Origin of the sequence: Paracoccus ravus, from assembly GCF_004522175.1 — a bacterium.
In the GTDB taxonomy this organism is placed as follows: domain Bacteria; phylum Pseudomonadota; class Alphaproteobacteria; order Rhodobacterales; family Rhodobacteraceae; genus Paracoccus; species Paracoccus ravus.
This window is the reverse complement of sequence record NZ_SDEB01000001.1, coordinates 22,545-48,474: the sequence shown is the minus strand read 5'-3', so window position 1 is coordinate 48,474 and position 25,930 is coordinate 22,545. Positions and strand designations below refer to the sequence as shown.

Sequence of the window (25,930 nt, the reverse complement as noted above, 5' to 3'; positions counted from 1 at the left end):
CGCCCATGACGGGGGAAAGCGGAAAATGCCGGGATTTCAAGGGAACTCTTGCGAGGGTGGCGCATTTCTGCTGCACGTCACCATGACCAAGGAGCTTTCATCATGGCGGAACAGACCAAGGGCAATATGTGGCTCATCATCGGCGCTATCATCGTCGTGCTGGCCGTCATCTACTGGTTCATGTCCGGTGGTGCCCCCGAGCCGACCCCGGCTGAAACCGGTGCCGTCGTCGCGCCCGAGCCGGCCCCGACCGATGGCGCGGTCAGTGTCGAGCCCGCCGCCCCCGCCACCACCGACCCTGCTCCGGCAGGGACCACGCCGCCCGCGAGCAACTGATCCAGAACTCGGCCGAGAGGCAAACTGCCTCTCGGCGCGGGTCGCGGCAGATTATTTCGACACTGCACGGTGCGATTCAGGCGCCCGGCTTGCCGCCGGTGCGCCTTTTACGTTTGTGCATGACCCAAGGAGCGAACCGTGCTGACCCTCACCTGCCCCTGCTGCGGCATCACGGCGGACGAGACCGAACTTCATCCCGGCGGCGAGGCCCATCTGAAGCGTGTTGGACCGGGATCGAGCGCAGAGGCGTTCGAGACCTATCTTTTCGCGCGCAGCAATCCCAAGGGCGTGCATTTCGAACGCTGGCGTCACGCCTATGGCTGCGGCAAATGGTTCCTCGCCGCGCGCTGCACCGCCACGCTGGAGGTCTTTGGGACTTACCTGGCGCAGAATGCCGCCCCTCCGCCTGAAATCCTCGCCGCGATCCGTGCCCGTCGTCCCGATTGGACGCCGACGGCCATTGCGCCTCGTGATCCGGAACCTGCCGAAAGACCGAACGAATGACTGACGCCGGACCCTTCCGCCTGGCCGCGGGCGGTCGCCTGATCGACCGCGCCTATCCTTTGTCCTTCCGCTTCGATGATCGCGAGTTGCGCGGTGTGCGCGGCGACACGCTGGCTTCGGCCCTGCTGGCGAATGGCCAGTTGGTGATGGGCCGCAGTTTCAAGTATCACCGGCCGCGGGGGCCGCTCGCGGCCGGGGTCGAAGAGCCGAACGCGCTTTTGGGCCTGGGCGAGGGGGCTTATTTCGAGCCCAATCAGCGTGCCACAACCACGCGCCTTGTCGCGGGCATGGTCGCCACCAGCCAGAATTGCTGGCCCGGCCTTGGCTTCGATCTGGGCGCGGTCAATGGCTGGCTGTCGCGTTTTCTGCCAGCGGGGTTCTATTACAAGACCTTCATCCACCCCCGCCCGTTCTGGAAGCATCTGTTCGAGCCGCTGATCCGCCGTTCCGCCGGGCTGGGCAAGGCTCCGACCGAAGGTGATGGCGACCGCTATGAGCAGGCCTATGACCATGTCGATCTGGTTGTCGTCGGCGGCGGAGTCGCGGGGCTTGCTGCGGCACTCGATCAGGCCCGGCAGGGCAAAAGCGTGACCGTCCTGGAACAGGCGCCGCATTGGGGCGGGCGGACGCCCACGGATCATCCGGACGGTCAGGCGCGGATCGACGGGCTTCTGCGCGATCTGAAGGCGCTGCCGAATGTCAGGCTGCGCCGCAATTGCATGGCGACCGGGCTCTATGATCATGGCTACCTGATCGCGCGCGAGGGCCTTGCGGATCACGAGCCTTCGGCAGGGCTGCCGCGCCAGAGGCTGTGGCGCATTCGGGCCGGACATGTCGTCACCGCGACAGGTGCGCTGGAACGACCGTTGAGTTTCGCCGGCAATGACGTCCCCGGAGTCATGCTGGCCTCGGCGGTGAGGGATTATATCGTCGATTACGGGGTGGCGCCGGGCCGACGGATCCTGGTGGTGACCAATAATGACGATGCCTATCGCAGCGCGCTGGCCGCGCTGGATGCCGGTCTCGAAGTTGCCGCCGTGGTCGATGCGCGCATGAACCCCACCGGCGCGCTGGTCGAGACCCTGAAGCGTCGCGGTGTCCGTATCCTGCCGGCCTCGGCGATTGCTGGCATTCGCGGCGGGCATCGCATCGAAGCGGTCAAGCTTTGCTCATATGTCGGTGCGGGGCGGGTCTTTGAAACCCTGGCGGTGGATTGCGTCGCCATGTCGGGTGGCTGGTCGCCGGTCGTGCATCTCTGGTCCCATTGCGGCGGCAAGCTGAACTGGGATCAGCAAGGGGCGATGTTCATTCCCGATCCCGCGCGCCCGCCGACCGGGGCGGATGGCGCGGCGATGGTGACGCCGGTCGGTGCCGCGGCGGGCGATCTCTTGGTTGCCAAGGCCACCGGCGCAGCTGCCGAGCAGGCCCTGATGCCGGTCTGGGTGATGCCGATGAACGCCTCGCGCGGGATGAAGGCCAAGATGTGGCTGGATTTCCAGAATGACGTGAAGCTCTCGGATGTCGAACTGGCCGCGCAAGAGGGTTATGAAAGCGTCGAGCACACCAAGCGCTATACCACGCTTGGCATGGCGACGGATCAGGGCAAGGTCAGCAATATCAACGGACTGGCCGCGCTGTCGGCCGCGCTGAAACAGCCGATCCCGCAAACCGGGACGACGACCTTCCGTCCGCCCTATACACCGCTGACCTTCGGGACGATTGCGGCCGAGGCGCGCGGCGATCTGTTCCAGCCCCTGCGCAAGACACCTCTTCATGGCTGGCACGAGGCCCGTGGCGCGCATTGGGAGCCGGTCGGCCATTGGCGGCGGCCCTATTGCTATCCGCAACCCGGCGAAAGCCATGCCGAAGCCGTCGCGCGCGAGGTCCGGGCGGTGCGCGGGGGCGTCGGAACGCTGGATGCCTCGACCCTTGGCAAGATCATCGTGAAGGGGCCGGATGCGGGGCGATTCCTCGACATGATCTATACCGGCATGATGTCCACGCTGCCGGTGGGAAAATGCCGCTATGGGCTGATCTGCAACGAGAACGGCTTCCTGATCGACGACGGCGTCGCCGCGCGGCTCGCCGAGGATACTTGGCTGGTCCATACGACGACCGGCGGGGCCGAGCGCATCCATGCTCATCTCGAGGACTGGCTGCAATGCGAGTGGTGGGACTGGCAGGTCTGGACCGCCAATGTGACCGAGCAATGGGCGCAGATCGCGGTGGTCGGCTCACAGGCCCGCAATCTGCTGGAACGTCTGGGCGGCATGGATCTTTCCTCCGATGCGCTGCCCTTCATGGGCTGGGCCGAAGGAACGATCGCGGGCATCCCCGCGCGCGTCTACCGGATTAGCTTTTCTGGCGAACTCAGCTTCGAGATCGCCGTTCCCGCCGGGCGCGGCCTCGAGCTTTGGGAAAGGCTGCATGAGGCGGGGGCCGATCTGGGCGTCACCGCCTATGGCACCGAGGCGATGCATGTCATGCGTGCCGAAAAGGGTTTCATCATGATCGGCGACGAGACGGATGGCACGGTGATCCCGCAGGATCTGGGATTGGGCTGGGCGATCAGCCGGAAGAAGCCCGATTACATCGGCAAGCGCGCACAGGACCGCAGCTTCATGGCCGCGCCGGAGCGCTGGCAATTGGTTGGGCTGGAAAGCACCGATGGGCGGGTGCTGCCCGATGGCGCCTATGCCGTCGCACCCGGCGTGAACGGCAATGGCCAGCGCAATATGCAGGGCCGCGTGACCTCGACCTATCTTTCTCCGACTCTCGACAGACCGATCGCGATGGGGCTGGTGCTGCGCGGGCCCGAGCGCATGGGCGAGATCCTGGAATTCCCCGGCGATGGGGCGGTGAGCTATCGGGCGCGCATCGTCGATCCGGTATTCTATGACAAGGAAGGAGTCCGCACGCATGGCTGAGGCTTTGGCACGCATCACCGAGATCTCGGGCCTTGGCATGATCCAGATCCGGGCGGTTCTGTCCGAGACGGGCCCTGATATCGCGCAGGCGCTCGGCATCCCGATCCCGGAGCGGACCGGAACCAGCCTCGCCGGGGCGCGGCGGCTGTGCTGGATGTCTCCCGACGAATTGCTGCTGGTCCTTCCGCGCGATCAGGTCGCGCCCGCTCTGGCGGCGCTTGCCGCTTCGCTTGCAGGTCGGCATGCGCTGGTTCTGGATGTCAGCGACATGCGGGTGGGATTCCTTGTCCAAGGCCCCAGCGCTGGGCAGGTTCTGGCCAAGCTGACGCCCGCGAATCTCTCCGCCATGCCGCAGGACGGCATGCTTCGCAGCCGCGCGGCGCAGGTGGCATGCGCCATTTGGCGGCAGGACGAAGGCTTTGCGATTATCGGGTTCCGGTCGGTCGCGGATTACCTGCGGGCGCTGCTGGTGAATGCCGCAAGCGCGGGCACGTCTCTGGATCCGCGCTAGCTGCGGCGATCCGGACTTGTGGTTTTCGTCCCGGCGGCTTTGGATGGCGCGGATCACTGCGCGAGGGTTCTGATGCGCTGCCTGCTGACTGTCGCCTGTCTTTTGCTGTTTTCCCCTGCCGGGCTTGCGCAGCCCCGGCAGCCTGAATTGCGTGTGATGATGTGCGAGATCATCGACGAAAGCGGAACCGGCTGGGTGCCGGATTTCCTGATGCTGACGCGCCAGACCGAAGGGCCGCAAGCGGGCCGAATCGAGGTCTTTGATCCGATCCTGAAGGATCTGGTCAGGCGACCGATCAAGGCGGTCGTGACGGCGGATGACCGCCAGAGCCGCAGCTATGGCTGGGCGCTGGGCAAGGTCCGCAACCATTCCGGCCAATATGCCGAGCGGCTGGATTTCCGGCTGCGGGTCAGCAAGGCCGATGGCTCGGCCACGCTTTTGGTGACGGCGGAGGGCTATGCGAACCGGATGACCGGAGCGGGCCAATGCGTCTCGCCCTCGGAATAGGGGACAAGGAACCCCGCCCCGCCGCCACGCGTTGTCACGCCTGACGCCAATGCGGCAACGGTCAGGCACGCTTGGGGGTTTCCCCGACCCGGCAGCTGTGTCAGAAACCCGTTCCGAACCCCTTGGAAAGGACTTCGAAAATGGCCTTCACCCTTCCCGATCTTCCCTATGCCCATGACGCGCTGGCGGCAGGCGGCATGTCGAAAGAGACGCTCGAATATCACCACGACAAGCACCACAAGGCCTATGTCGACAAGCTCAATGAGCTGGTTTCCGGCACCGAGTGGGAAGGCAAGAGCCTTGAGGACATCGTCAAGGGCACCTACCAGTCCGGCGCCGTGGCGCAGAACGGCATCTTCAACAATGCCAGCCAGCATTGGAACCACGCCCAGTTCTGGGAAATGATGGGTCCGAACCCGGGCGCGATGCCGGGCGATCTGGAAAAGGCGATCACCGAATCCTTCGGCTCGGTCGAAGATTTCAAGAAGAAATTCTCGGAAGCGGGCGTCGGCCAGTTCGGTTCGGGCTGGGCCTGGCTGGTCAAGGATTCCGACGGCTCGCTCAAGGTGACCAAGACCGAGAATGGCGTGAACCCGCTCTGCTTCGGCCAGACGGCCCTTCTGGGCTGCGACGTCTGGGAGCACAGCTATTACATCGACTTCCGCAATGCGCGGCCGAAATATCTGGAAAACTTCCTGAACAATCTGGTGAACTGGGAAAACGTGGCCTCGCGCCTCTGATCCGATCCCCAGCGAATGCCAAGGTCCGCCCCACCCGGCGGGCCTTTTTCGTTGGCATCGAAATATCCTGGGGAGCGCCTGCCGCACCCCATCGAGGGGTGCGGCAGGCGCGGGGGCGCAGCCCCCGTTCTGGACCCCTGTCGCGAGAAATGGCTCTTGCCCCCCGCCCGAAACCGGCGCATGTCCGGACCTCTCGTATGGAGGCGCGCATGTCTGAATGGGGCAAGGGATTCTGGGCCATGATCGGCGTCTGCCTGACCTGGGGCCTTTCGCCGCTTTTCTATCACCAGCTTTCCGGCGTCGCGGTGATCGAGGTGCTGGCCCATCGCACGATCTGGTCTTTGGTGTTCTTTCTGGCCATTCTGGGCTGGCAGGGCCGCCTGGCCGAATTTCGCCGGACCCTGTTCGGCCCCTATTTCGCGCGGCTGGCCTTTGCCGCGCTGGTCATCTCGATCAATTGGGGTCTGTTCATCTGGTCGGTGAAGGCGGGCTTTGTCGTCGAAAGCTCGCTCGGGTATTACATCTTTCCGCTGATCGCCGTGGTGATGGGACTGTTCGTCTTTGGCGAAAAGCTGAGCGCGGCCCAGTTCGTCGCCGTGCTGCTCGCGGGCTTTGCGGTCATCGTGCTGACCTGGGGCCTGGGCGTCGCGCCCTGGATCTCGTTTGCGCTGGCGATCAGCTTTGCACTCTACGGCGTCGCCAAGAAGGCATTGGCGGTGGGGCCGGTCCTGTCGGTCGCCTGCGAGGTCGCCATCCTGACACCTCTGGCCTTGGGCTGGCTCATCGCGCAAAAACTGGGGCTGATGCCCGAAGCCCTGGCCCAGCCCGTCAGTTTTGGCCAGAGCGCGGGCGTCACGCTGCTGCTGCTGGCCTCGGGGATCATCACCGCGGTGCCGCTGGTGATGTTCAGCTTTGCCTCGCGCCGGGTCGAGATGTCCACCTTGGGCTTGATGCTCTATCTGAACCCGACGCTGCAGTTTCTCTGCGCCGTGCTGGTCTTTGGCGAAGATTTTACCTTCTGGCACATGATCGCCTTTTCGATGATCTGGTTCGCGCTCGCGATCTATTCCGCGCCCGCGCTGCTGCGGCTGGGGATCGGGCTGAGGCGCGGGGCCTGAGGGCGCCCGTCGCCGCTCACCATTGGCAATTGATCGCAAGCCCGTATAGAAAAGCGCGAAAGCAGACGGGGACGACATGGCGAACCAGAACGACAGCTTCATTGACGAGGTGACCGAAGAATTGCGGCGCGACAGGCTGTATCTGGCCTTCCGTCGCTTTGGCTGGATCGCGATCCTGCTGATCGTGGCGCTGGTCGCCGGGGCGGCCTGGCGCGAATATGCCGCCGACCGCGCGGAAGCTGCGGCCCGGACCTGGGGCGACGCGGTCCTTGCCTCCGAAACAGCGCCCGAGCGGCTGGCCGCGCTGGAGGGCATCGACCCGCAGGGTGCCAAGGGCCGCAAACTGCTGAGCGAAATGCTGGCGGCAGGGGTCGAGGCCGAATCCGGCCTGACCGCACAGGCGGCCGAGCGCCTGCGCGACGCGGCCGAAGGCGTCAAGGATGACCGGCTGCTGCATGATCTGGCCTTGCTCAAGGCGGTGATGATTGCCGGCTCCGGCATGGATGCCGCCGAGCGCGACGCCATTTTGGCCGAACTCTCGAAGGCCGGCGCGCCTTTCGAACTGCTTGCGCTCGAGCAGAAGGCCGTCGCCCTGATCGCCGCCGGGCGGACCGAGGATGCCAGCGTGCTGATCCGCCAGATCCAGCAAAAGGACGGGCTGTCCGAGCCCTTGCGCCGCCGTCTGGCCGAGGTGATGATTGCCTTGGGCGAAGAACCCGAGCAGGCCGACGGTGTGGTTCCGCAATCCATGCCGGTTGCTCCGTCCCAATAAGATGCGCGGGATGAAGAACAAGGCGCGCCAGACTGGCCGCAACAAGGAGATCGCGATGACCCGCCTGCCCCTGATTGCCGCGATGACGGGCCTTCTGGCGCTTTCTGCCTGCACCCAGCGTGACGAGACCCTGCCGGGACCCCGGCTCGATCCGCGCGCCGTGACCTCGCCCGATGGGCCGCCGGTCGAGGGCAGGCTGGCCGGGACGACCTCGGCACTGACGCTTCCGCCGGTGCAGGGAAATGCCGATTGGACGCAGCGTTCCGGGCGCGGGACGGCCAGCGGAAACATGGCGCTGGGGGCCGGCACGACCCGGATCTGGAGCGCGCCGGTCGGAGCCGCCTCGGACCGCCGGGGGCGGATCACCGCCGAGCCGATCGTGGCGGGCGGGGTGGTCTATACGCTGGACAGCCAAGCCAATCTGGTCGCGACCACGGCGGGCGGTGGGCGCATCTGGACCCGCAGCCTGCGTCCTGCGGGTGAAACGGGCGGCAGTGCCTCGGGCGGGGGCATCGCCTATGAGGCGGGGCGCGTCTTTGCCACCTCGGGCTATGGCGAACTGGTCGCGCTCGACGCCCGCAGCGGGGCCGTGCTTTGGCGGCAGCGCGTCGAGGCCCCGATCTCGGGCGCGCCGACGGTTGCCAATGGCACGGTCTATGTGATGGGCCGCAATGCGACGGGCTGGGCGGTCCGCGCCAGCGACGGCAGGGTGATGTGGCGTGCCTTTGGCAATAATGCCATGGCGGGGGTCATGGGCAGCGCGGCTCCGGCCGTCTCGGGCGGCACGGTGGTGTTTCCCTTTGCGACCGGGCAATTGCAGGGCGTCGATGCGGCCGAGGGGACGCAGATCTGGAGCGCCAATGTCGCGGGCTCGCGTCTGGGCCGCTCGATCGGCTTTTTCCGCGACATGACCGGCGATCCGGTGATCTCGGGCGGGACGGTCTATGCCGGAACCAGTTCGGGCCGGGTCGGGGCCTATGACATGGCAAGCGGCGCCATGAAATGGGAAGCGCCCGAAGGGGCCTCGAGCCCGCCCCTCGTGGCCGGGAATTCGGTCTTCATCGTGAACGATCAGGCACAGTTGATCCGGCTCGATGCCAGCAATGGCGGCCGGGTCTGGGCGCAGAAGCTGCCCTATTTCACCGAGACCATCGTGCGCAAGCAGGGCAAGGTCTGGAATCACTATGGACCGGTGCTTGCAGGGAATCGGCTTTACCTTGCCGGCTCGGACGGGTATCTGCGCGTCTTCGACCCCGCCACGGGGGCCCTGATCGGCAATGCCGAGATACCGGGCGGTGCCGCGGCGGTCCCGGCCGTTGCAGGCCAGACCCTTTATGTCGTCACCCATGACGGCCAACTTATGGCATATCGATGAGCTTCACCCTCGCCATTGTCGGGCGGCCGAATGTCGGCAAGTCCACGCTTTTCAATCGCCTCGTCGGCAAGAGGCTGGCGCTGGTCGATGACCAGCCGGGCGTGACGCGCGACCTGCGCGAGGGGGCAGGCCGCCTTGGCGACCTGCGTTTCATCGTCGTCGATTCGGCGGGTCTGGAACTGGTCGACGACGACAGCCTGCAAGGCCGGATGCGCCGCCTGACCGAGCGCGCCGTCGATGAGGCCGATATCTGCCTCTTCGTGATCGATGCCCGCGTCGGCGTCACCGCGGCGGATGAATATTTCGCCGATATCCTGCGCAAGCGGGCCAAGCATGTGATCCTTGCCGCCAACAAGGCCGAGGGCCGCGCTGGCGAGACCGGCTTCCTTGAGGCTTACGGCCTTGGCCTTGGCGAGCCTTTGCGCATCTCGGCCGAGCACGGCGAGGGGATGGACGACCTCTATCGCACCCTCGTGCCGCTGGCCGATGTGTTCGAGGCGCAGAACGTTCAGCAGGCTCCGGAAACCGATGTCGAGCTTTCCGAGGATGCCGACGAGGATGACGACGAAAGCTGGCGTCCCTCGGTCCATAAGCCGCTGCAAGTCGCGGTCATCGGACGCCCGAATGCCGGGAAATCCACCCTGATCAACAAGATCATCGGCGAAGATCGCCTGCTGACCGGCCCCGAGGCCGGGATCACCCGCGATTCGATCTCGGTCGCCAGTGATTTCATGGGCACGCCGGTCCGCATCTTCGATACGGCGGGGATGCGCAAGAAGGCGCGCGTCACCGACAAGGTCGAGAAGCTCTCGGTCGCCGACGGGCTGCGCGCCGTGCGCTTCGCAGAGGTGGTCGTGGTGCTTCTGGACGTGGGCATTCCCTTCGAGCAGCAGGACCTGCGGATCGCCGATTTCGCCGAGACCGAGGGCCGTGCCGTCGTCGTCGCCGCGAACAAATGGGATCTCGAGGAAGAGAAGCCGCAGAAGCTCAATGAACTCCGCGAGGCATTCGAGCGTCTGCTGCCGCAGCTCAAGGGCGCGCCTTTGGTCACCGTCTCGGCCCGCACGGGCAAGGGGCTCGACCGGCTGCACAACGCGATCCTGAAGGCGCATGAGGTCTGGAACCGCCGCATTCCGACCGCCCGCCTGAACCAATGGCTGGGCGCGATGACCGAGGCTCACCCGCCGCCAGCTCCCGGTGGTCGTCGCATCCGTCTGCGCTACATGACGCAGGTCAAGACCCGTCCGCCCGCCTTCGTGGTCATGGCGACGCATACGGACAAGATCCCGGACAGCTATCAGCGCTACCTGATCAACGGTCTGCGCGCCGATTTCGACATGCCGGGCACGCCGATCCGTCTGACCTTCCGCGATCAGGGGACCAAAAACCCCTATCTGGCCAAAGCCAACAAGATCAATCAGTCGGGTGCCTTGTCCAAGCACAAGAACCGGCAGAAGCCCAAGGAAGCCTGATCAGGTCGTGACCCTGACAAGGGCCACGGCGATCACCGCGATTGCCAAAACGGACATGGTGGACACCGCCGCCTCGGTCGCGACCGAGCCGGCGGCGACGGCGATCATTCCCCAGATGACGGCCAGGCTGTAGCTGATCGTTCCCCCCAGCTGCAATTGCACGAAGACAGAGGAAAGCGCCGCGACGAGGATCGCGAGCCCCGCGGCGAGCGCGGCGGGTGCGCCAAGATTGATCTGCATCAGCGTCGCCAGAGTGGCGCAGGTAACGAGCGTCGCCCAGCCCGCGGCAAAACTCAGCGCGCCGCTTCTTCGAAAGCCCTTGCCCAGCCGCATGCCCCGCAACGCCGCACCGAGAAACCCAGCCAGCATCCCCGCGCAAAGCAGCACCGAGAGGTTCGGGCGGCTGCTCCAGAGCCAGGGCCAGAAAGCACCAAGGACAAGCGCGACGATCAGGAAGCCCTGCTCGGCGAAGCTGCCGCCGTCCTGTTCGATCTCTTCGGGGCGGGCAGCGACGCGTCGGAAAGCGTGATAGGACAGCGACAACCAAGTCAGCACCAGCAGCGCCGACATCGCGGGCACGCGCGGCCGCAGGAACTGTTCGGCAAGGTCAAGCTGACCCGCCAGCGCGGGATCGAGAGGCACGGTGCCAAAGGGTCCGATGACCGCCGAACTTGTCGGCTGCAAGGCATAGATCAGCGTACTGGCCAGAAAGGCCAGCGTTGCTGTTACCAGGATGAGAGTGCCGGCCGATCGCATCCACTTGAACGCGGGTTGATCGGTCTCGGTTGCAGCTTGATTTCAAACTGCGGCGGATTCACGCGGCGCGCGAGTGTATCAGGCAAGATTCCCGTTCTGATCCAAGAGCGTCTTGCCTCCCAGATAGGGATGCAGCGCCTCGGGAAGAATGACCGAGCCATCCTCTTGCTGGCCGTTTTCCAAGACCGCGATCAGCGTGCGGCCCACGGCAAGGCCCGAACCGTTCAGCGTATGGACGAATTCGGGCTTGCCGCCGCCTTCCGGGCGGTATCGGGCATTCATCCGCCGCGCCTGGAAATCGCCGCAATAGCTGACCGAGGAAATCTCGCGATAGCGGTCCTGACCGGGCAACCAGACCTCGAGGTCATGGGTGATGCGCGCGCCAAAGCCCATATCGCCACCGCAAAGCACGATGGTGCGATAGGGCAGGCCCAGACGCTCGAGCACGGTTTCGGCGCAGCGGGTCATGCGGGCATGTTCGGCCAGACCGTTCTCGGCATCGGTGATCGAAACCATCTCGACCTTTTCGAACTGGTGCTGACGCAGCATGCCCGAAGTATCGCGGCCCGCGCTGCCCGCCTCGGAACGGAAGCATTGGCTATGCGCGACCAGACGGCGCGGCAGGCTGGCATGTTCGACCAGATCGCCATTGACCGTATTGGTCAGCGTGACTTCCGAGGTCGGGATCAGCCACCAGCCCTCGCGGGTCTGATAGCTGTCCTCGCCGAATTTCGGCAGTTGGCCGGTGCCTTCCATCATCTTGGACAGGACCAGAACCGGGGCCCAGGTTTCGGTCAGGCCATGTTCCTCGGCATGCAGGTCCAGCATGAATTGCGCGAGTGCGCGGTGGATACGCGCCACGCCGTTCTGCAAGACCACGAAACGCGAGCCCGAAAGCTTGGCGGCGGTCTCGAAATCCATGCCGGGCTTGACGCCCGCGATCTCGAAATGCTCGACCGGGGTGAAGTCGAAGCCGCGCGGCTCGCCCCAGCGGCGGATCTCGACATTGTCAGCTTCGTCCTTGCCGGGGGGCACGCCCTCGATCGGCAGGTTCGGGATGCCCGAAAGCAGGTCTGCAAGCTGGGCGTCCAACGCGGCGGCCTCGGCCTGAAGCTGGGCGTTTTCCTCTTTCTTGGCGGTGACAAGGGCGCGCAGGCGTTGGAACTCGTCCTCGTCGCCGCGGCCCTTGGCGGCGCCTGCTTCCTTGCTGGCCTTGTTCTGCTCGGCCTGAGCCGCCTCGGCGGCGCTGATGCGGGCGCGGCGGTCGGCATCCAGCGACAGGATCTCGGACGACACCGGGGCCAGGTTGCGCAGGCCCAGGGCTGCGTCGAAAGCGGCGGGGTTTTCGCGGATGGCGCGGATGTCGTGCATGGCTGACCCGTTCCTTAAATTGGTTACGCGGCCTCAGATAGCGCAGGACCGCGCAGGGTGAAAGCCTCAGCCTGCCTGCCGCGCTGCCGCCAGCATCTTGCGCAGCATGGGAAAGAAATGCGCCTCGCCGGGATAGCCCTCGTAGCGGGTCACTTCGATCCCGTCCCGCAGCAGGATGAAGCCGGGGGTGAGCCAGGGCATCCGGTCCAGCGCCAGCCCGTCAGGATAGGGGCCGTTCACATCCACCATCAAGAGCGGTGCAGCGCGGCCTTCGGGATGATCGGCATATATGGGCGCGATCTCGCTATCCCATTGCGCGCAATAGGCACAGCCCTTGCGGCGAATCATGAGCAATTGAAGGCGCGGCGCCGCCCGCAGCCGCGACGCGAATGCGACGCCGAGGAACAGCCCGACGCCCAGCCCAAGGAGCGGCCTGCGCCCCGGATTTCGAAGCCTGTCTTTCATCTGCCGCAGGTTAGTCCCACCTGCCTGCGGCAACAAGCAGGGCCGTTTACATGGAGAGATGCTGCGCCTATCCACGAAAAAATAAGGGACAGGCAAGCGGGGATGCGATGGACGAATTGATCGGGCCTCTGCTCGGCGGCGACCGGCGGGCGCTGGCCCGGGCGATCACGCTGATCGAAAGCACCCGATCCGACCATCGCGCGCGGGCCTCGCGATTACTGACGGAACTGCCCACGCGGCAGGCTTTGCGCATCGGCCTGTCCGGCACGCCCGGCGTCGGCAAGTCGAGCTTCATCGAGGCCTTTGGCAAGCTTCTGACCGGGCAGGGCCTGCGCGTCGCGGTGCTGGCCGTCGATCCGAGTTCCGCGCGATCGGGCGGCTCGATCCTGGGCGACAAGACCCGGATGGAGACGTTGGCCCGCGATCCTTTGGCCTTCATCCGCCCCTCTCCCTCGCGCGGCGAATTGGGAGGGGTGGCACGGCGCAGCCGCGAGACGGTGCAGCTCTGCGAGGCGGCGGGGTTCGACATCATTCTGGTCGAGACGGTCGGCGTCGGCCAGTCCGAGACGCTGGTTGCCGAGATGACCGATCTCTTCGTGCTGCTGCTCGCCCCTGCAGGCGGGGACGAGTTGCAGGGCGTCAAGCGCGGTATCATGGAGATCGCGGATCTGGTTCTGGTGAACAAGGCCGATGGCGAATTGCGCGGTCCGGCCCTGCGCACGGTCGCGGATTATGCGGGTGCGCTGCGGCTCTTGCGTCATCGCCCAGAGGATCCCGAGGGCTATCCGCAGGCCATGCCGGTCTCGGCCCTGAGTGGCGAGGGGCTGGACGAGGTCTGGGCCCACCTGACCCATCTGGCCCGCTGGCGGCGCGAGCAGGGGCATTTCGCGGCGCGCCGGGCCGATCAGGCGCGGCGCTGGTTCATGGCGGAATTGCGCGGCGGGCTGCTTGCCCGGCTGGATCGTCCCGTGGTCAAGGCGCAGACCGTGCTGCTGGGCGATGCGGTCGCGCGCGGTGAGCTGACGCCCGAGGGCGCCGCGGAACGGATCATGACGCTTCTTGACCGAGGCGAATCGTCCTGAAAAGGGGCTGGGATCGGGCCTATGCCCGGCCTATATTGGCCATGCGCGACAAGAAATCCGCTTTGGCCTGTGGAAATCGACCGGGGCAGGGCAGGAATCGCGGGCAAAAAGGCTTGACGCGCGCCGCTGCAGCCCTTATTCCCCCGCAGACAGAATTCCGGGCGCTGCCACGCGGCGCCCTTTCATATTGCGGGCAACCGCCCGTGCAAGATCGAATCGAAGGAAACAGATCATGTCGCGCGTTTGCGAACTGACCGGCAAGGGCCCGATGAGCGGCAACAACGTGTCCCACGCCAATAACAAGACCCGCCGCCGCTTCCTGCCGAACCTGAACGAGGTCTCGCTGATCTCGGAAAAGCTCGGCCGTAGCTACCAACTGCGCATCTCGGCTGCTGCCCTGCGCTCGGTTGACCACCGCGGTGGTCTGGACGCCTTCCTCGCGAAAGCCCGCGACGAAGAGCTGTCGGACCGCGTGCTGAAAATCAAGCGCGAGCTGGCCAAGGCCTGATTCCCTTCTGCATGTCCCGACGGTCGAGCGATTCGAGACCGGAGGGCTGCAGATCGACCCCGTCCCTTCCGGGCGGGGTTTTATCATGTCCGAAGCGGAGCGGTCAGCCCGGCTGGCCCGCCTTCACGGTGCGGATCTCACGAATCAGGTAAACGACCCTCGGCCCAGCCCCTTGAAGGGCCTCGACGCCGCGCGCCGAGGATGGGTCGTGCCCGCCAGCAGCATGTCCCTGAGCCGCTGCCGGTCCAGGGCGAAAAGCAGCGCATAGAGATTTTCGTAAAGCAGCGTGCCGTGCCGGGCAGCAAGGCGGGGCCAGAACGCCGCCCATGCCCTGCTCCGCGCCGGGTCAAGCTCGGGGGCGCGATTCCGACCAGCAGCACCTGACGCCAAGGCGCGCGGGCCAGCGCCAGAATCGCATCCAGATCGGTCTCTCCCGGGCCGGAGACACTCCGGCCCGCAAGTCATTTCTGCCCAGTTCGACAATCCCCCCGTCGGGAGGGTGCTGCGCCAGACGTGACGCGATCCGGGCGCGCCCCTGCGCGGTCGTCTCGCCCGCGACGCCGTCATTGACCAGATGGACCGGCTGGCCCTGTCGGGTCACCCAGGCCGCGAGGCGTGGAACCAACCGTTTCTCGGGCGCGAGCCCATATCCGGCGGTCAGGCCGTCGCCAAAGGCCGGCACTCTGGGAAGAGACGCCCCGGCTGCCGCGGTGATCTTCATGCGAATCGTCTGAGCCTGAGGGCATTTGTCACGACGAATACCGAGGATAGTGCCATCGCGCCCGCGCCGAGCATCGGCGAAAGCTGCGGCCCGCCAAAAGGCACCAAGGCCCCCATCGCGACGGGGATCAAGGCCGCGTTATAGGCAAACGCCCAGAAAAGGTTCTGCCGGATGTTCCGCATCACCGCGCGGGACAGCCGAATCGCGCGGGGGACGCCGCGCGGATCGCCGCTGACCAGCACCACATCGGCCGATTCGATCGCGACATCCGTGCCGGTCCCGATGGCGATTCCGGTGCGTGCTGCGGCCAGCGCCGGCGCGTCATTGATGCCGTCCCCGACAAAGACTGTGCCCTCACCCAGATCGCGGATGCGCTGCAACTTGTCCTCGGGCAGAAGCCCACCAAGGACGCGATTGATGCCAAGCTGGCCGCCAACCGCCTCGGCGGCGGCCTGCACATCGCCCGAAAGCAGCACCGTATCGACGCCAAGCGCTTCGAGTTCGCGCATCGTCTTGGCGGCTGAGGGGCGAATCGTGTCGGCAATCGCCAAGGCCGCGACGTGACGGCCATCGACGGCCAGATGCACCGGGGTCGCGGCCTCATCGGCCCAGTGCCGGGCTTGCGCGCCAAGTTCGGGGTCCGGGTCGATCCCCGTCTCCCTCAGCGCGGCGAGATTGCCGATCAGCAAGGCGCGCCCCTCGACCTCTGCGGTCAGGCCACGGCCCGCATGGGCCTTGGTCCCCTGTGAAGGTGCGAGCTCCAGCCCCTCGGCCCGTGCGGCGGCAAGGATCGCTTCGGCAAGCGGATGCTCGGACTGGGCCTCGGCCGAGGCGGCCAGACGCAGCGCCTCGGCGCGACTGATGCCCGATACCGAGATCCGGGTCAGGGCGGGTTGGCCCTGGGTCAGGGTTCCGGTCTTGTCGAAGCCGATGGTTTGCGCCTCGGCAAGGCGTTGCAGCGCATCGCCCCGGCGGAATAAGAGGCCAAGCTCGGCACCGCGCCCGGTTCCGACCATGATCGAGATCGGCACGGCCAGTCCCATGGCGCAAGGGCAGGCGATGATCAGCACCGAGACGGCCGCCACCAGCGCCGGGGCAACTTCTCCGGAGGCGATCAGCCAGATCCCGAAGGTCAGGACGGCGAGCGCGATGACCACGGGGACAAAGACGGCGGTCACGCGATCCACCGCGGCCTGAACCGGAAGTTTCGTCGCCTGCGCTTCCTGGACCAGATGGATGATCCGGGCCAGCACGGTCTCGGCGCCGGTGGCGGTCACCCGCACGCTCAGCGTCGCGGTCCCGTTGATCGTGCCGCCGGTGACCTTGTCGCCGCTTGCCTTTACCACGGGCATCGGCTCGCCGGTCAGCATGGCCTCGTCGACGGGGCCTGTGCCTGCGGTGATCACGCCATCCACCGGCACCCGCGCGCCCGGCCGGATCTGGACCATATCCCCGGCGCGAAGATCGGCGACGGCGGTTTCGACCAGTTCTCCGTCACGCTCGGCCCAGGCGGTTTCCGGCGCAAGCTCGATCAGATGCCGGATCGCGGCCCCGGCCCGGCCCTTGGCGCGGGCCTCGAGCCAGCGCCCCAGCAGGATGAGGCAGATGATCACCGCGGCGGCTTCGAAATAGACATGACGCGAATCCGGGGGCAGCAGATCCGGGGCAAAGGTCGCGACTGTCGAATAAAGCCAGGCCGCCCCGGCCCCAAGCGCGACAAGGCTGTTCATCTCGGGCGTGCGGCGCAGCAAGGCGGGGATGCCGATCTGGAAAAAAACCCGCCCCGGACCGGCGAGAACCGCGCTTGTCAGGACGAATTCTGCGAGCCAAAGCAGCCGCGTCCCGACTGCCTGCGCAAGCCAGTGATGCAGCCCGGGCAGCAGATGCCCGCCCATCTCGACGACAAAGATCGGCAGTGTCAGGGCCAGCGCCGTCAGGAATCGGCCTTTCAGCCGGGCAGCATCCTCGTCATGATCATGCTGATGGGGCGGAGCATGGTCCTGCCGCGGCGATGCCGGATAGCCCTTGGCCGAGACGGCATCCGCCAGTTCCCCGGCGCTGAGCGCGGGCGAATGGCTGATGGCAGCGGTTCCGGTCGCGAGGTTCACGTTGGCGGAATGCACGCCGGGCATGGCGAGCAGGGCCTTCTCGACCCGTGCGCTGCATGATGCGCAGCTCATGCCCTGGATGTGCAGCCGGGTTTCGGCGGGGCGGGCGGGATAGCCGGCCTGGTCCAGCGCGGCGACGGCCGCGGTCATGGCCTCGGGCGAGGTCACCCGGAAATGCGCCTGCCCGGTGGCGAAATTGACCTTTGCGCCGCTGATGCCGGCCACATTGCGCAACACCTTTTCTACGCGCCCGGCACAAGAGGCGCAGTTCATACCGGTTACGGCCAGTTGGGCCTCTGCCGGGAAAATCCTGTTCGAGAGGGTCATGATCCTGTTCCTGTCTGAATGGCATGGAAGCGATTCAGCAAGGATGGGGCGGAGCCTGCGGCCGATGCGCCGCATGTTGCACCCATTGTGGCCGCGGCAGGTGCAGCCGGATCGGCGGGAGCGATGGGCTAAGTGACAGATCTTGCCGCGCCATGACATGGCATCGGCATCCAAGCCGCCCGCTGCCCCGGCACAGATGCGGGGGCCGCGCCTTTGGGCGTTTTCGCGGCATCCGCACGGGGACAAGCTTGGTCGCGCAGCACATGGCGGGCTCCTTTGCGGTGCAAGCTAGGCACGATTCCGCAGTCATTCAAGCCTGTCACGGCGCTTTGAGTTGATCCCACATCATCGAAAGGTTACCGGAAAGACCAAGATTGCCCGAAGTCAGGAATGGATGATGAACCGCCGTCAGATGCTGATGCTCTCCGTGCCGCTGGTGGCCGCACCGTCGCTGGTGCTGGCGCAGGCGATGCCGAACGCCCCCGCAGCCAAGCCGGTCGCCAAGCGTGACCCCTATGCCCCGACCGAGGTGGCGATCCGCCCGGATTTCGAAGTGGGCAGTATCGTTGTCGTGTCCAAGGACTTTTTCCTGTATCACGTCGTCGCCCCCGGTCGCGCCATCCGCTATGGCGTCGCGGTCGGCACGGCCGAACTGATCTGGCGCGGTCGCGCTTCGGTCGGTCGCAAGACCGAATGGCCGAGCTGGACGCCCACCCCCGCGATGATCAAGCGCAAGCCCGAGCAATATGGCAAATGGGCCGATGGCATGCCGGGCGGCCCAAGCAACCCGCTGGGCGCACGCGCGCTCTATCTTTACGACGCCAAGGGCAATGACACCTCGATCCGCATCCATGGCACGACCGAGCCGGGCTCGATCGGCCGCGCGGTCTCGAATGGCTGCCTGCGGATGCGCAACGAGGCGGTGATGGACCTTTACGAACAGGTCGCGGTCGGTACGCCCGTCTACGTCTACTGATTGGACATCCGTCTGACATCCCTGTCGGATCCGGCTTTGGCCGGGTTCGACACCATCATAGATACCCGCGCCCCTTCGGAATTTCTCGAGGATCACCTGCCCGGCGCGATCAGCTTGCCCGTCCTTTCCGATGCGGAACGCGCGCAGGTCGGCACCATCTACAAGCAGGTTTCCCCCTTTGACGCCCGCAAGATCGGCGGCGCGCTGGTCGCGGCCAATGCCGCGCGCCACATCGCGGGGCCGCTTTCGGGTTATGGCGGAGGCTGGAAACCTTTGGTCTATTGCTGGCGCGGCGGGCAGCGCTCCGGCGCTTTCGCGACGATCCTTGGCCAGATCGGCTGGCGCGTCGGCCGGATCGAGGGCGGCTACAAGGCATGGCGCGGGCTGGTGGTCGCGCGTCTGCTCGCCCCGGTTGTGGCCCCGGTCGTGGTCCTTGATGGCAATACCGGCAGCGGCAAGACCGAGATCCTGAGCCGCCTCGCCGCGCGCGGCCATCAGGTCATCGACCTCGAGGGGCTCGCCAATCACCGCGGCAGCCTGTTCGGCGCAAGGCCCGGCGGCCAGCCCGCGCAGAAGCTCTTCGAAAGCCGCCTCGCTATGGCGCTGGAGGGGCTGGACCCCAGCCGCCCCTTGCTCATCGAGGCCGAAAGCTCGCGCATCGGCGATCTGAACCTGCCGCGCGGCATCTGGCAGGCATTGATCTCGGCCCCGCGCATCCGGTTGGCGGTTCCGCTTAGAGCCCGCGCCGGTTTCACTGCTCGCGCCTATGCCGATGCGGCTGCCGACCCGGCGCGTCTGGCGCGCATTCTCGAAAGCCTGCGCCCCTCTCATCCGGCCGAGCGCATCGAGACCTGGCAGCGCTTTGCCGAGACGCACAACTGGACCGCGCTGGCCGAGGGGTTGATGCGTGACCATTACGACCCGCGCTACCAGAAACACCGCGCCCGGTATGATGACGGGCGCAGCAGAGTGGTTGCCTTGTCGGATCTGTCGGATCTCGATGCCGCCTGCGGGGCGGTCGAGGCGGCCCTAGCCGCGCAAAAAGCGCCTTAGCACCTTTTCAAGCTTCGCCGCGCCGAGGGGGGCCATGGCCTTGGTATGCTCATGGCTGATCGATTCGTCCGAGAGCCCCGCGCCCATATTGGTGATGACCGAAACTGCGGCGCAGCGCAGGCCAAGGAAGCGGCCAAGGATGATCTCGGGGACGGTGGACATGCCGACCGCGTCCGCGCCCAGCACGCGTGCGGCGCGGATCTCGGCCGGGGTCTCGAAACTCGGGCCCGAGAACCAGCAATAGACCCCCTCGGGCAGATCGACCCCCTCGGCCTCGGCGGCGGCTTTCAGCCCGGCGCGCATCCCGGCGTCATGGGCATCGGTCATCGGCACGAAACGCGCGTCCGAGGCCTCGCCGATCAGCGGGTTGGTCCCGGCGAAGGCGATATGGTCCGAGAGCAGCATCAGCGCCCCCGGTGGCAGGTCCGCGCGCAGCGAGCCTGCGGCATTGGTCAGGATCAGCCGCTCGCAGCCCAATTCGCGCAGCACCTCGAGCGGCAGGCGCATGATGTCGGCGCGACCCGATTCATAGTAATGCGCGCGCCCGCCAAAGACGGCGACCCGCCGCCCCTCCAGCGTGCCGATCACAAGCTGAGGGACGTGCCCCGAAACCCCCGCATGGGGAAAACCCGGCAGGTCGGAATAGGGGGTCGCCACGCCCTCGATCGTTGCCGCCAGATGCCCAAGCCCCGAGCCGAGGATCAGACCGTATTCGGGGGCGGCATAGCCCGCGCGGTCGCGGATCAGGCGGGCAAGCTCAGCGCTCTTTGACATACAGTGATTTCCTTCTGTTCATGGGAGGATATGCAGGGACAAAACTTCATATATTTCAAATCTTTCCATCTTTTCATCGGACACGCGAGGACATAGGATTCCGGTCACGGTGTCACCCAGGTGTCACCCAGGGCCGCTGGCAGGCGGCGTGTCGAGAGGTGAGATGATGACCGAAACAAACGTGATTTCCTTTCCCAGTCGGAGGCGCTCAGGTGGGCCGCAGGCGCTGACGGTGCGGTTGATCGAAAAGCTGGAGCCAAGGGCCGGACGCTACTCCGTTCCCGATGCCACGGTGCGCGGTCTGGTGGTGCGAGTCCAGCCGAGCGGCGCGAAATCCTACTATGTCGAAACCCGCATCGGCCGCGGCCGCGCCGGGCAGCGCATCAACATTCGCATCGGCGGCGTCGAGGAGGTCAGACTTGCCGATGCGCGAGAGCGGGCGCGCGATCTGATGCTGAAGGCGCGGGGCGGCAAGGATCCGACCGTGAGGACGCGGGCCGGAGAACGGCTGGCCGAGCTGATGGAATTCTATGGCCGTGATCTGGAGCGGCGACAGGTTCAGAAGCGGCGCGACGTGATGTCCTCGCTACGGCGCAATTTCGACAGCCTCAAGCGGGTGAAGGGCGAGGACCTGGAGCGGGCCTCGATCGTCGCGATCATTGATCGCATCGAGGATGAGGGACGCCCCGGCGCTGCGGCCTATTTCCGGCAATGCGCCAATTCCTTCCTGAACTGGGCTGCCGATACCGGGCATCTGCGGGCCAATGTGCTCGCAGGATACCGGAGGGGCCGCACAACGCGCGCACAGCGCCTTTCGCGTGAGTTGCTGACCCTCATCGGCCGCGACGAGCTCAAGGCCTTCTGGGAGGCCACTGAGAGGGGCTCCGCGCAATCACGCGACTTCTTCCGGCTCTGCCTGCTGACCGGACAGCGCAAGAGCGAAACCAATTCGATGCGCTGGTGCGATGTCTCGGGCGATGAGTGGGTGATCCCGGCGCATGAAACCAAGATGGGCCGGACGCAGCGGGTGCCGCTCGGTCCGATGTCGCGGGCGCTGATCGAGGCGCAGCCGCGCCGCGCCGGCACCGACCTGGTCTTTCCCGGTCGGACGAACCCGGACGGGACAATTGGGCGCATCACCGGCATGGGCGAGCGCTGGCGGGCGATCAAGGCCCGGCTGTTGGAACTGGTGGGCGAGTTCGATCCGGGGCGCGCGCCGGGCATGGACAAGATCGGTTGCCATGCCCTGCGGCGATCCTTCCGCACGGGTCTTTCGGAAGTCGGCGTGGCCTTCGAGGTGGCCGAGGCAATGATCGCACACAAGCGCGGCGACCTGGTGGCGCGCTATGACAAATCTGAGCTCTGGGCCGAACGGCAGGCGGCGCAGCTCCGCTGGGAGGCTCATCTGGCCGAGATGCTGCAATGAGCGGCCGGATCGAGTTTTTCGCGGCAAGGGAAAAGCTGCTGGCGCAGCTCGAGGTGATCTCGCGTTTTCAGCCCGAAGATCTGGAACGCAGCCCAGAGTTTGCGGAACTGGAACCGGACAGGCGCGCGCAACTCGCCGAAGGAATGCGCCGGGAAGAGTGGCTGGAGGCCGTCTTGCAGTTCATGCAGGTAGTTGCCCCGGAAGTGCACGAGCGGGGCTTGAACGCTCCTGGTCTGCGCGACCTGAGCGACCGCAAAAAGCAAAACGCCCTGCTCTTGAACCCCAAGGGCGGCAACGCGCTGACGATTCGGGAGGTGCTCTTCCGTTGCGGTATCTTGGGGGTGATCGATTTTCTGAACGGAGCGGCAGGTCTCTCTCTGGCTGACGCGAGAAAGGTCTGTCTGGGTGCCCTGCATCGAGCCGGAAGGACCGAGGTCAAATATTCGACCTTAGCAGATGGTTGGCGGGAGTGGGCTGACACACTGCCTCTCGAGGCCGAGGCGAACCGCAGGGGCGCGACTAGAGCTCGGGAGGCGCGCAGAAACATTTGCGAGGGACTTGGGCGGAGCCTCCATGATGTGTCGGCACTTCCCGAGGCACGGAGGCGAACTCTTTCAGTGCGATGGGCGACTAACACCATCCGCGACATGTGCCTAAGCCCGCAATTTCAAAGCGACCCATGAAAAACGGAAGTTCACCCTGTTGAACCTCCGGACCGTGCGGTTTCATTGAAAGGGCCTCACTCTGAATTCGAGGCCTTCATGCAAACTGAGACAATCGCCAAAGCGGAGCCGCAAGGTTTCAACATGCTGGCAACTTCCTTTGGCCGAATTGATCCCGACCAGGTCTATTCCCGAGGGCAGGCCGGGCTGATCCTGAACCGGACGCCCAAGACGCTCATGCGATGGGAGCAGGACGGCATCGGGCCGCGCGTCACGCGGCAGACGCAGGACAGCCCGCCCGAGTATCGCGGGCAGGATCTGCTTGAGCATCTGGACCGTTCGAGGCGCTGAGATCGCGCGGGCCGCCTATTCCATTCGCGCGGACGCGGCCCGCTGAAAATCAACCCACCCGTCAAGGCGGATCGCGCCCGGCATAGAGCCGATGGCCGGCTTCTGCAACGGCGGGCAAAGCAAATGAGGCAGACATGCCCAACGATGAGGCCGGGCTGTTCCCGGAGCTTCCGCCCAGGTTGGAAGGGACTGAACTGGTCCGGCGTCGCAACGCCGAGGCGCAGCGGCAATACAGGGCCCGTCCTGCCAATGCCGCCAAGCTGGCGGCGCGCCTTGAAGTGCAAAGGGCATTGGCTCACGGCGATCTGACGCGGCCGGAGGGCTGTGCCGAGTGCGGCGTTTCCTGTGTGCCGGAAGCGCATCATTCTGACTATGCCCGGCCGCAGTCAGTGGAATGGCTCTGCCGTGCTTGCCACATGCGGCGCCATCGCTTGCCGGAGGCCCTGCCTGGTCAGATGTCGCTGCAGCTCGGGGAACGGCCATGAGCAAGCTGATGCAGGTCACGGCGCGCAGCCACAGAGGCGCTGAGGGTCTGGCAGCCGCGCATATCGCGGTGCTCGATGAGCTGGGGCACAGACTGCCCGGAACGGTGAAGCCTGGTGAACTCTACCCGCTGACGATCACGGCGATCGCTGAAGGTCTCAAGCTGCCTGCGCGGGAGGTAGGAGCCAAGCTGCGGGCTCTGGCGGCGATGGGCATCGTCGTGCGCAAGGGCCGACGGTTGGGGATTGCAACGCGCGCAACGCGTCGGGCGAGGGGGCCCGCAACAGACGGTGTAAGGGACGACGCGTGAGTATCAAGGTCTATAAGCTTGTTCAGTCGCGTGTAGTGGGTAGCTCCGCCGCCAAAGCAGTGCTGCTCAACATGGCGGCCAGGGCAGATGATCAGGGAAAGGGGGTCTTTCCCTCCAAGGCGAGCATAGCTGCAGAAACCGAACTTTCGCTGCCGACCGTCAAGCGCGAGATCAAAGCGCTTCTTGTGCGTCGCTTGATCCGCGAAACCGGTGAAACTCGACCTTGCGCCAATGGTCATACGGTCGTCTACGACCTGGAAATCGACGAAATACGTGCTCTGCCCGAATGGAAAAAGGGGCGCAGGATTGGGGCACAAAAACCTGAAACCGGTATCACAGTGAACCCGGTTCAGGATGAACCCGGTTCATCACGAACCCCGACCCGGTTCACGGTGAACCCCGACCCGGTTCACAGTGAACCCCTAATAGTCCTTGAAAGGTCCTTGAAAGATAGCGCGGGTGCGCGCGCGCCTTCGGCGGGCAGCGCGCGCACCCGCGCTGCGACGCTGGTCGCGACGGTCGAGGACGACGGTGCTTCTCAGCCCGCTCCAAGAGGGAGCGAAATCCCGCAGGCGAAACGGGACAGCCTCGTGAGAGAGGCGCTGGGTCGTGAGGCAGTGCCCATCAATCGGGGGGATGCTGAACAAAGAGTTGATCCGACAAGCGGCGGCTTGTCGGCAGCGCCAGAAGCCGTGCCACGCGGCCCGCTCGAAGCTTCTGGAGCGCTTTGAGAGAGCGAGCGGAGCGCAACCGGAAACGCTCAAAAGGCTGCATCCGAAAAATGCCCATCTTAAACTGTTACAGTATCACGTAAAATCGGCAAAAATGGCCGGGAAACTTGACGCCAAAGGGGGACGCTTTTGACAATCTCCAGCCGGATGATCGCCCAAGCCATGCGCGCGGCCGGGTTCATCCGGCAATGGCGCTTCAAGCGAGACCGGGGGTGCTGCCGCTTGGATGAGGCCGAGGCGCGTGGCTTGCGCTGGTGCATTCGCTGCGGTCGTGACTTGCCGTGGGAAATGCGGCTCGATGCCCTGTTCTGCTCGGCGTCCTGCCGGGAGCGGGCGCGGCAGATGCGCCGGGCGCGCGGGATACGCCGCGACGCCTTCCCGCGTTGCCCGGTCAAGTTTGGCGAGGCGCTGAACTGGCGCGAGCTCGCCGCGCAGCGGGCGAATAGCTTCCGGCTCTGCCACGGTCGCGAAATCCGGTTTGCGCCGGTGCTCTGCCGCAAATGGGGCAAGCGATGAGCCCCGAGGCGGCGCTCTGGTCTTCGGTCGTCGTCGTCGCGATCAGGGATGCGCGCCGGGGCGATGCGCGGGCGCGGGCATGGCTCGCCAGGCGCTCGCCCGATCTGGCACTTGTCTGCGCCCTGGCGGGGCTTGATCCCGAATGGCTCTTGCGGATCGCACCCAGGCTCATCGGCAAAGCGCTGGGCGAGCCCGCCACGCGGCTTGAAGGGGCGGGCATGACCGAGCCGAGCGTGGCCGAGCTGCTGACCCGTCTGGCGGCCCTGCGGCGGCTGGCGGCATGACAGCGGCGGCGATCCCGATTTCAAGCAACGTGGTCGCGGCCGGGCGCGCGGCTTGGCAGGCCTTCAAGGCTTCGCGGGCGCTTGGGCTCGATCAGCTCATGGACATGGGCCGCGCGCTTCTGGTCGGGCGGCGGCAGGCACTCGCCGTGACGGGGGCCGAGCGTCCAACAGGACGGCCCTACATCGCGGCGTTTCGCGCCTGGTGCGAAGCAGAGGGCTTCGATGATCTGCCGACGCCTTGGCGCATGGACCTGCTCTGGTGCGCTGAGCATGAAGCCGAAGTGCGGCAGGCCTATGCCGCGCAGCTCGCTACGCGCTCGAAATCCCTGCCTTCGATCAACCCACGCACTCTGCGGCAGTCGGTTGTCGCTCAGGCGCGGGACGGGGCGCCGAAGCGGCGACGTGGACCGACCGTCGCGACACTGCCGATCGCCACGCTCTGCGAGCTGATCGCCGCGCGGCTCGATCAGCGGGAGCCGGGCGAGAGCTTGGGCGAAATCGGGGCGCTGGTGGGGGTGCTGGAAAGTGCGGCTCGGGCGGCGCTGGAGCAAGGCTGATTCTATCGTCGCGGGTCGAACGGCTGGCAGGCCGTGGCTTGCGCACTCCCCGCGACAGTCCCGAGAGGGGACGCGCGCAATATGGCCGCGACTCGCTCAAAGGTCCATCGAAAGGCGCGATTGCCTCGCAAGAGACCGAAAATCGGTGTCACCCCGGTGTCACCCTGCACCGATTCCGGCACGGCTCCATCAAAATAGCCTGAGCAA

The 25,930-nt window shown here is 65.9% G+C and carries 29 protein-coding genes; 23 read left to right on the top strand and 6 right to left on the bottom strand.

Annotation, left to right across the window (positions count from 1 at the left end; genetic code table 11):
* The first annotated feature begins 102 nt into the window (after nt 1-102).
* From ESZ60_RS00265 to der, 10 genes are all read left to right on the top strand, one after another.
* Complete coding sequence (locus tag ESZ60_RS00265) at nt 103-336, top strand: hypothetical protein (protein WP_134678403.1); 234 nt, start codon at nt 103-105, stop codon at nt 334-336.
* A gap of 138 nt (nt 337-474) precedes the next feature.
* Nucleotides 475-840 (top strand): sarcosine oxidase subunit delta, encoded by a 366-nt coding sequence (locus tag ESZ60_RS00260; protein WP_134678402.1) that lies wholly within the window; start codon nt 475-477, stop codon nt 838-840.
* Nucleotides 837-3,767, top strand: a complete 2,931-nt coding sequence (locus ESZ60_RS00255) for a sarcosine oxidase subunit alpha family protein (protein ID WP_134678401.1) — start codon at nt 837-839, stop codon at nt 3,765-3,767. The genes ESZ60_RS00260 and ESZ60_RS00255 overlap by 4 nt, the downstream gene beginning before the upstream one ends.
* Nucleotides 3,760-4,278, top strand: coding sequence for a sarcosine oxidase subunit gamma (locus ESZ60_RS00250; protein WP_134678400.1), 519 nt, complete (start codon nt 3,760-3,762; stop codon nt 4,276-4,278). The genes ESZ60_RS00255 and ESZ60_RS00250 overlap by 8 nt, the downstream gene beginning before the upstream one ends.
* A 72-nt stretch (nt 4,279-4,350) precedes the next feature.
* The gene (locus tag ESZ60_RS00245) at nt 4,351-4,785 is read left to right on the top strand and encodes a hypothetical protein (RefSeq protein WP_134678399.1); all 435 of its coding nucleotides are present in this window, start codon (nt 4,351-4,353) and stop codon (nt 4,783-4,785) included.
* 140 nt (nt 4,786-4,925) lie between these two features.
* Nucleotides 4,926-5,525, top strand: a complete 600-nt coding sequence (locus tag ESZ60_RS00240) for a superoxide dismutase (protein ID WP_134678398.1) — start codon at nt 4,926-4,928, stop codon at nt 5,523-5,525.
* 209 nt (nt 5,526-5,734) lie between these two features.
* Nucleotides 5,735-6,643: an EamA family transporter RarD gene (rarD, locus tag ESZ60_RS00235; protein WP_134678397.1), complete on the top strand. Its 909-nt coding sequence runs from the start codon at nt 5,735-5,737 to the stop codon at nt 6,641-6,643.
* A 76-nt stretch (nt 6,644-6,719) separates the two neighbouring features.
* Nucleotides 6,720-7,415, top strand: a complete 696-nt coding sequence (locus tag ESZ60_RS00230; protein WP_134678396.1) for a hypothetical protein — start codon at nt 6,720-6,722, stop codon at nt 7,413-7,415.
* Between the two features lie 55 nt (nt 7,416-7,470).
* Nucleotides 7,471-8,790, top strand: a complete 1,320-nt coding sequence (locus ESZ60_RS00225; protein WP_134678690.1) for a PQQ-like beta-propeller repeat protein — start codon at nt 7,471-7,473, stop codon at nt 8,788-8,790.
* On the top strand, nt 8,787-10,262 hold the full coding sequence (gene der, locus ESZ60_RS00220; RefSeq protein WP_134678395.1) for a ribosome biogenesis GTPase Der: 1,476 nt from the start codon (nt 8,787-8,789) through the stop codon (nt 10,260-10,262). The genes ESZ60_RS00225 and der overlap by 4 nt, the downstream gene beginning before the upstream one ends.
* Here the strand turns inward: der and ESZ60_RS00215 are convergent, their stop codons facing one another.
* The 3 genes from ESZ60_RS00215 to ESZ60_RS00205 all read right to left on the bottom strand — a co-directional run bounded on the left by ESZ60_RS00215 (nt 10,263) and on the right by ESZ60_RS00205 (nt 12,854).
* Nucleotides 10,263-11,018, bottom strand: coding sequence for a hypothetical protein (locus ESZ60_RS00215; protein WP_134678394.1), 756 nt, complete (start codon nt 11,016-11,018; stop codon nt 10,263-10,265).
* Nucleotides 11,019-11,096: 78 nt separating this feature from the next.
* The gene (serS, locus tag ESZ60_RS00210) at nt 11,097-12,389 is read right to left on the bottom strand and encodes a serine--tRNA ligase (RefSeq protein WP_134678393.1); all 1,293 of its coding nucleotides are present in this window, start codon (nt 12,387-12,389) and stop codon (nt 11,097-11,099) included.
* A 66-nt stretch (nt 12,390-12,455) separates the two neighbouring features.
* Nucleotides 12,456-12,854 (bottom strand): SoxS protein, encoded by a 399-nt coding sequence (locus ESZ60_RS00205; RefSeq protein ID WP_245155535.1) that lies wholly within the window; start codon nt 12,852-12,854, stop codon nt 12,456-12,458.
* A gap of 107 nt (nt 12,855-12,961) precedes the next feature.
* Between ESZ60_RS00205 and meaB the strand changes: the two genes are divergently transcribed.
* Nucleotides 12,962-13,936 carry a methylmalonyl Co-A mutase-associated GTPase MeaB gene (gene meaB, locus ESZ60_RS00200; protein WP_134678392.1) on the top strand — a complete coding sequence of 325 codons (975 nt, stop codon included), beginning with the start codon at nt 12,962-12,964 and terminating at the stop codon, nt 13,934-13,936.
* A 232-nt stretch (nt 13,937-14,168) separates the two neighbouring features.
* Nucleotides 14,169-14,444: a 50S ribosomal protein L28 gene (gene rpmB / locus ESZ60_RS00195; protein ID WP_134678391.1), complete on the top strand. Its 276-nt coding sequence runs from the start codon at nt 14,169-14,171 to the stop codon at nt 14,442-14,444.
* Between the two features lie 346 nt (nt 14,445-14,790).
* On the opposite strand, the gene ESZ60_RS00190 is transcribed toward rpmB, so the two are convergent.
* Both ESZ60_RS00190 and ESZ60_RS00185 read right to left on the bottom strand, forming a co-directional pair.
* The gene (locus tag ESZ60_RS00190) at nt 14,791-15,165 is read right to left on the bottom strand and encodes a GDSL-type esterase/lipase family protein (protein ID WP_134678390.1); all 375 of its coding nucleotides are present in this window, start codon (nt 15,163-15,165) and stop codon (nt 14,791-14,793) included.
* A complete protein-coding gene (locus ESZ60_RS00185) occupies nt 15,162-17,600 on the bottom strand; it encodes a heavy metal translocating P-type ATPase (RefSeq protein WP_134678389.1) in 2,439 nt (812 codons plus the stop codon). The genes ESZ60_RS00190 and ESZ60_RS00185 overlap by 4 nt, the downstream gene beginning before the upstream one ends.
* A 397-nt stretch (nt 17,601-17,997) precedes the next feature.
* On the opposite strand from ESZ60_RS00185, the gene ESZ60_RS00180 reads away from it, so the two are divergent.
* On the top strand, nt 17,998-18,576 hold the full coding sequence (locus ESZ60_RS00180) for a L,D-transpeptidase (protein WP_134678688.1): 579 nt from the start codon (nt 17,998-18,000) through the stop codon (nt 18,574-18,576).
* Entirely contained in the window at nt 18,577-19,629 is a 1,053-nt protein-coding gene (gene mnmH, locus ESZ60_RS00175; RefSeq protein WP_134678388.1) for a tRNA 2-selenouridine(34) synthase MnmH, read from the top strand.
* Here the strand turns inward: mnmH and ESZ60_RS00170 are convergent.
* Entirely contained in the window at nt 19,606-20,403 is a 798-nt protein-coding gene (locus ESZ60_RS00170; RefSeq protein WP_134678387.1) for a purine-nucleoside phosphorylase, read from the bottom strand. The two genes, mnmH and ESZ60_RS00170, sit on opposite strands and share 24 nt — an antisense overlap.
* Before the next feature lie 163 nt (nt 20,404-20,566).
* On the opposite strand from ESZ60_RS00170, the gene ESZ60_RS00165 reads away from it, so the two are divergent.
* The 9 genes from ESZ60_RS00165 (at nt 20,567) to ESZ60_RS00125 (ending at nt 25,723) form a co-directional block, all read left to right on the top strand.
* Complete coding sequence (locus tag ESZ60_RS00165) at nt 20,567-21,829, top strand: tyrosine-type recombinase/integrase (protein WP_134678386.1); 1,263 nt, start codon at nt 20,567-20,569, stop codon at nt 21,827-21,829.
* Nucleotides 21,826-22,512 (top strand): hypothetical protein, encoded by a 687-nt coding sequence (locus ESZ60_RS00160; RefSeq protein ID WP_134678385.1) that lies wholly within the window; start codon nt 21,826-21,828, stop codon nt 22,510-22,512. The genes ESZ60_RS00165 and ESZ60_RS00160 overlap by 4 nt, the downstream gene beginning before the upstream one ends.
* A gap of 123 nt (nt 22,513-22,635) precedes the next feature.
* Nucleotides 22,636-22,842 carry a hypothetical protein gene (locus ESZ60_RS00155; RefSeq protein ID WP_134678384.1) on the top strand — a complete coding sequence of 69 codons (207 nt, stop codon included), beginning with the start codon at nt 22,636-22,638 and terminating at the stop codon, nt 22,840-22,842.
* A gap of 134 nt (nt 22,843-22,976) precedes the next feature.
* Nucleotides 22,977-23,327: a hypothetical protein gene (locus ESZ60_RS00150; RefSeq protein ID WP_134678383.1), complete on the top strand. Its 351-nt coding sequence runs from the start codon at nt 22,977-22,979 to the stop codon at nt 23,325-23,327.
* A complete protein-coding gene (locus tag ESZ60_RS00145) occupies nt 23,324-23,635 on the top strand; it encodes a hypothetical protein (RefSeq protein ID WP_134678382.1) in 312 nt (103 codons plus the stop codon). The genes ESZ60_RS00150 and ESZ60_RS00145 overlap by 4 nt, the downstream gene beginning before the upstream one ends.
* Nucleotides 23,632-24,366 (top strand): helix-turn-helix domain-containing protein, encoded by a 735-nt coding sequence (locus ESZ60_RS00140; RefSeq protein WP_134678381.1) that lies wholly within the window; start codon nt 23,632-23,634, stop codon nt 24,364-24,366. The genes ESZ60_RS00145 and ESZ60_RS00140 overlap by 4 nt, the downstream gene beginning before the upstream one ends.
* 129 nt (nt 24,367-24,495) lie before the next feature.
* Nucleotides 24,496-24,882 carry a hypothetical protein gene (locus ESZ60_RS00135; protein WP_167620023.1) on the top strand — a complete coding sequence of 129 codons (387 nt, stop codon included), beginning with the start codon at nt 24,496-24,498 and terminating at the stop codon, nt 24,880-24,882.
* On the top strand, nt 24,879-25,166 hold the full coding sequence (locus tag ESZ60_RS00130) for a hypothetical protein (protein ID WP_134678379.1): 288 nt from the start codon (nt 24,879-24,881) through the stop codon (nt 25,164-25,166). Before ESZ60_RS00135 ends, ESZ60_RS00130 begins: the two co-directional genes overlap by 4 nt.
* Nucleotides 25,163-25,723 carry a hypothetical protein gene (locus ESZ60_RS00125; protein WP_134678378.1) on the top strand — a complete coding sequence of 187 codons (561 nt, stop codon included), beginning with the start codon at nt 25,163-25,165 and terminating at the stop codon, nt 25,721-25,723. The genes ESZ60_RS00130 and ESZ60_RS00125 overlap by 4 nt, the downstream gene beginning before the upstream one ends.
* Nucleotides 25,724-25,930: the final 207 nt, after the last annotated feature.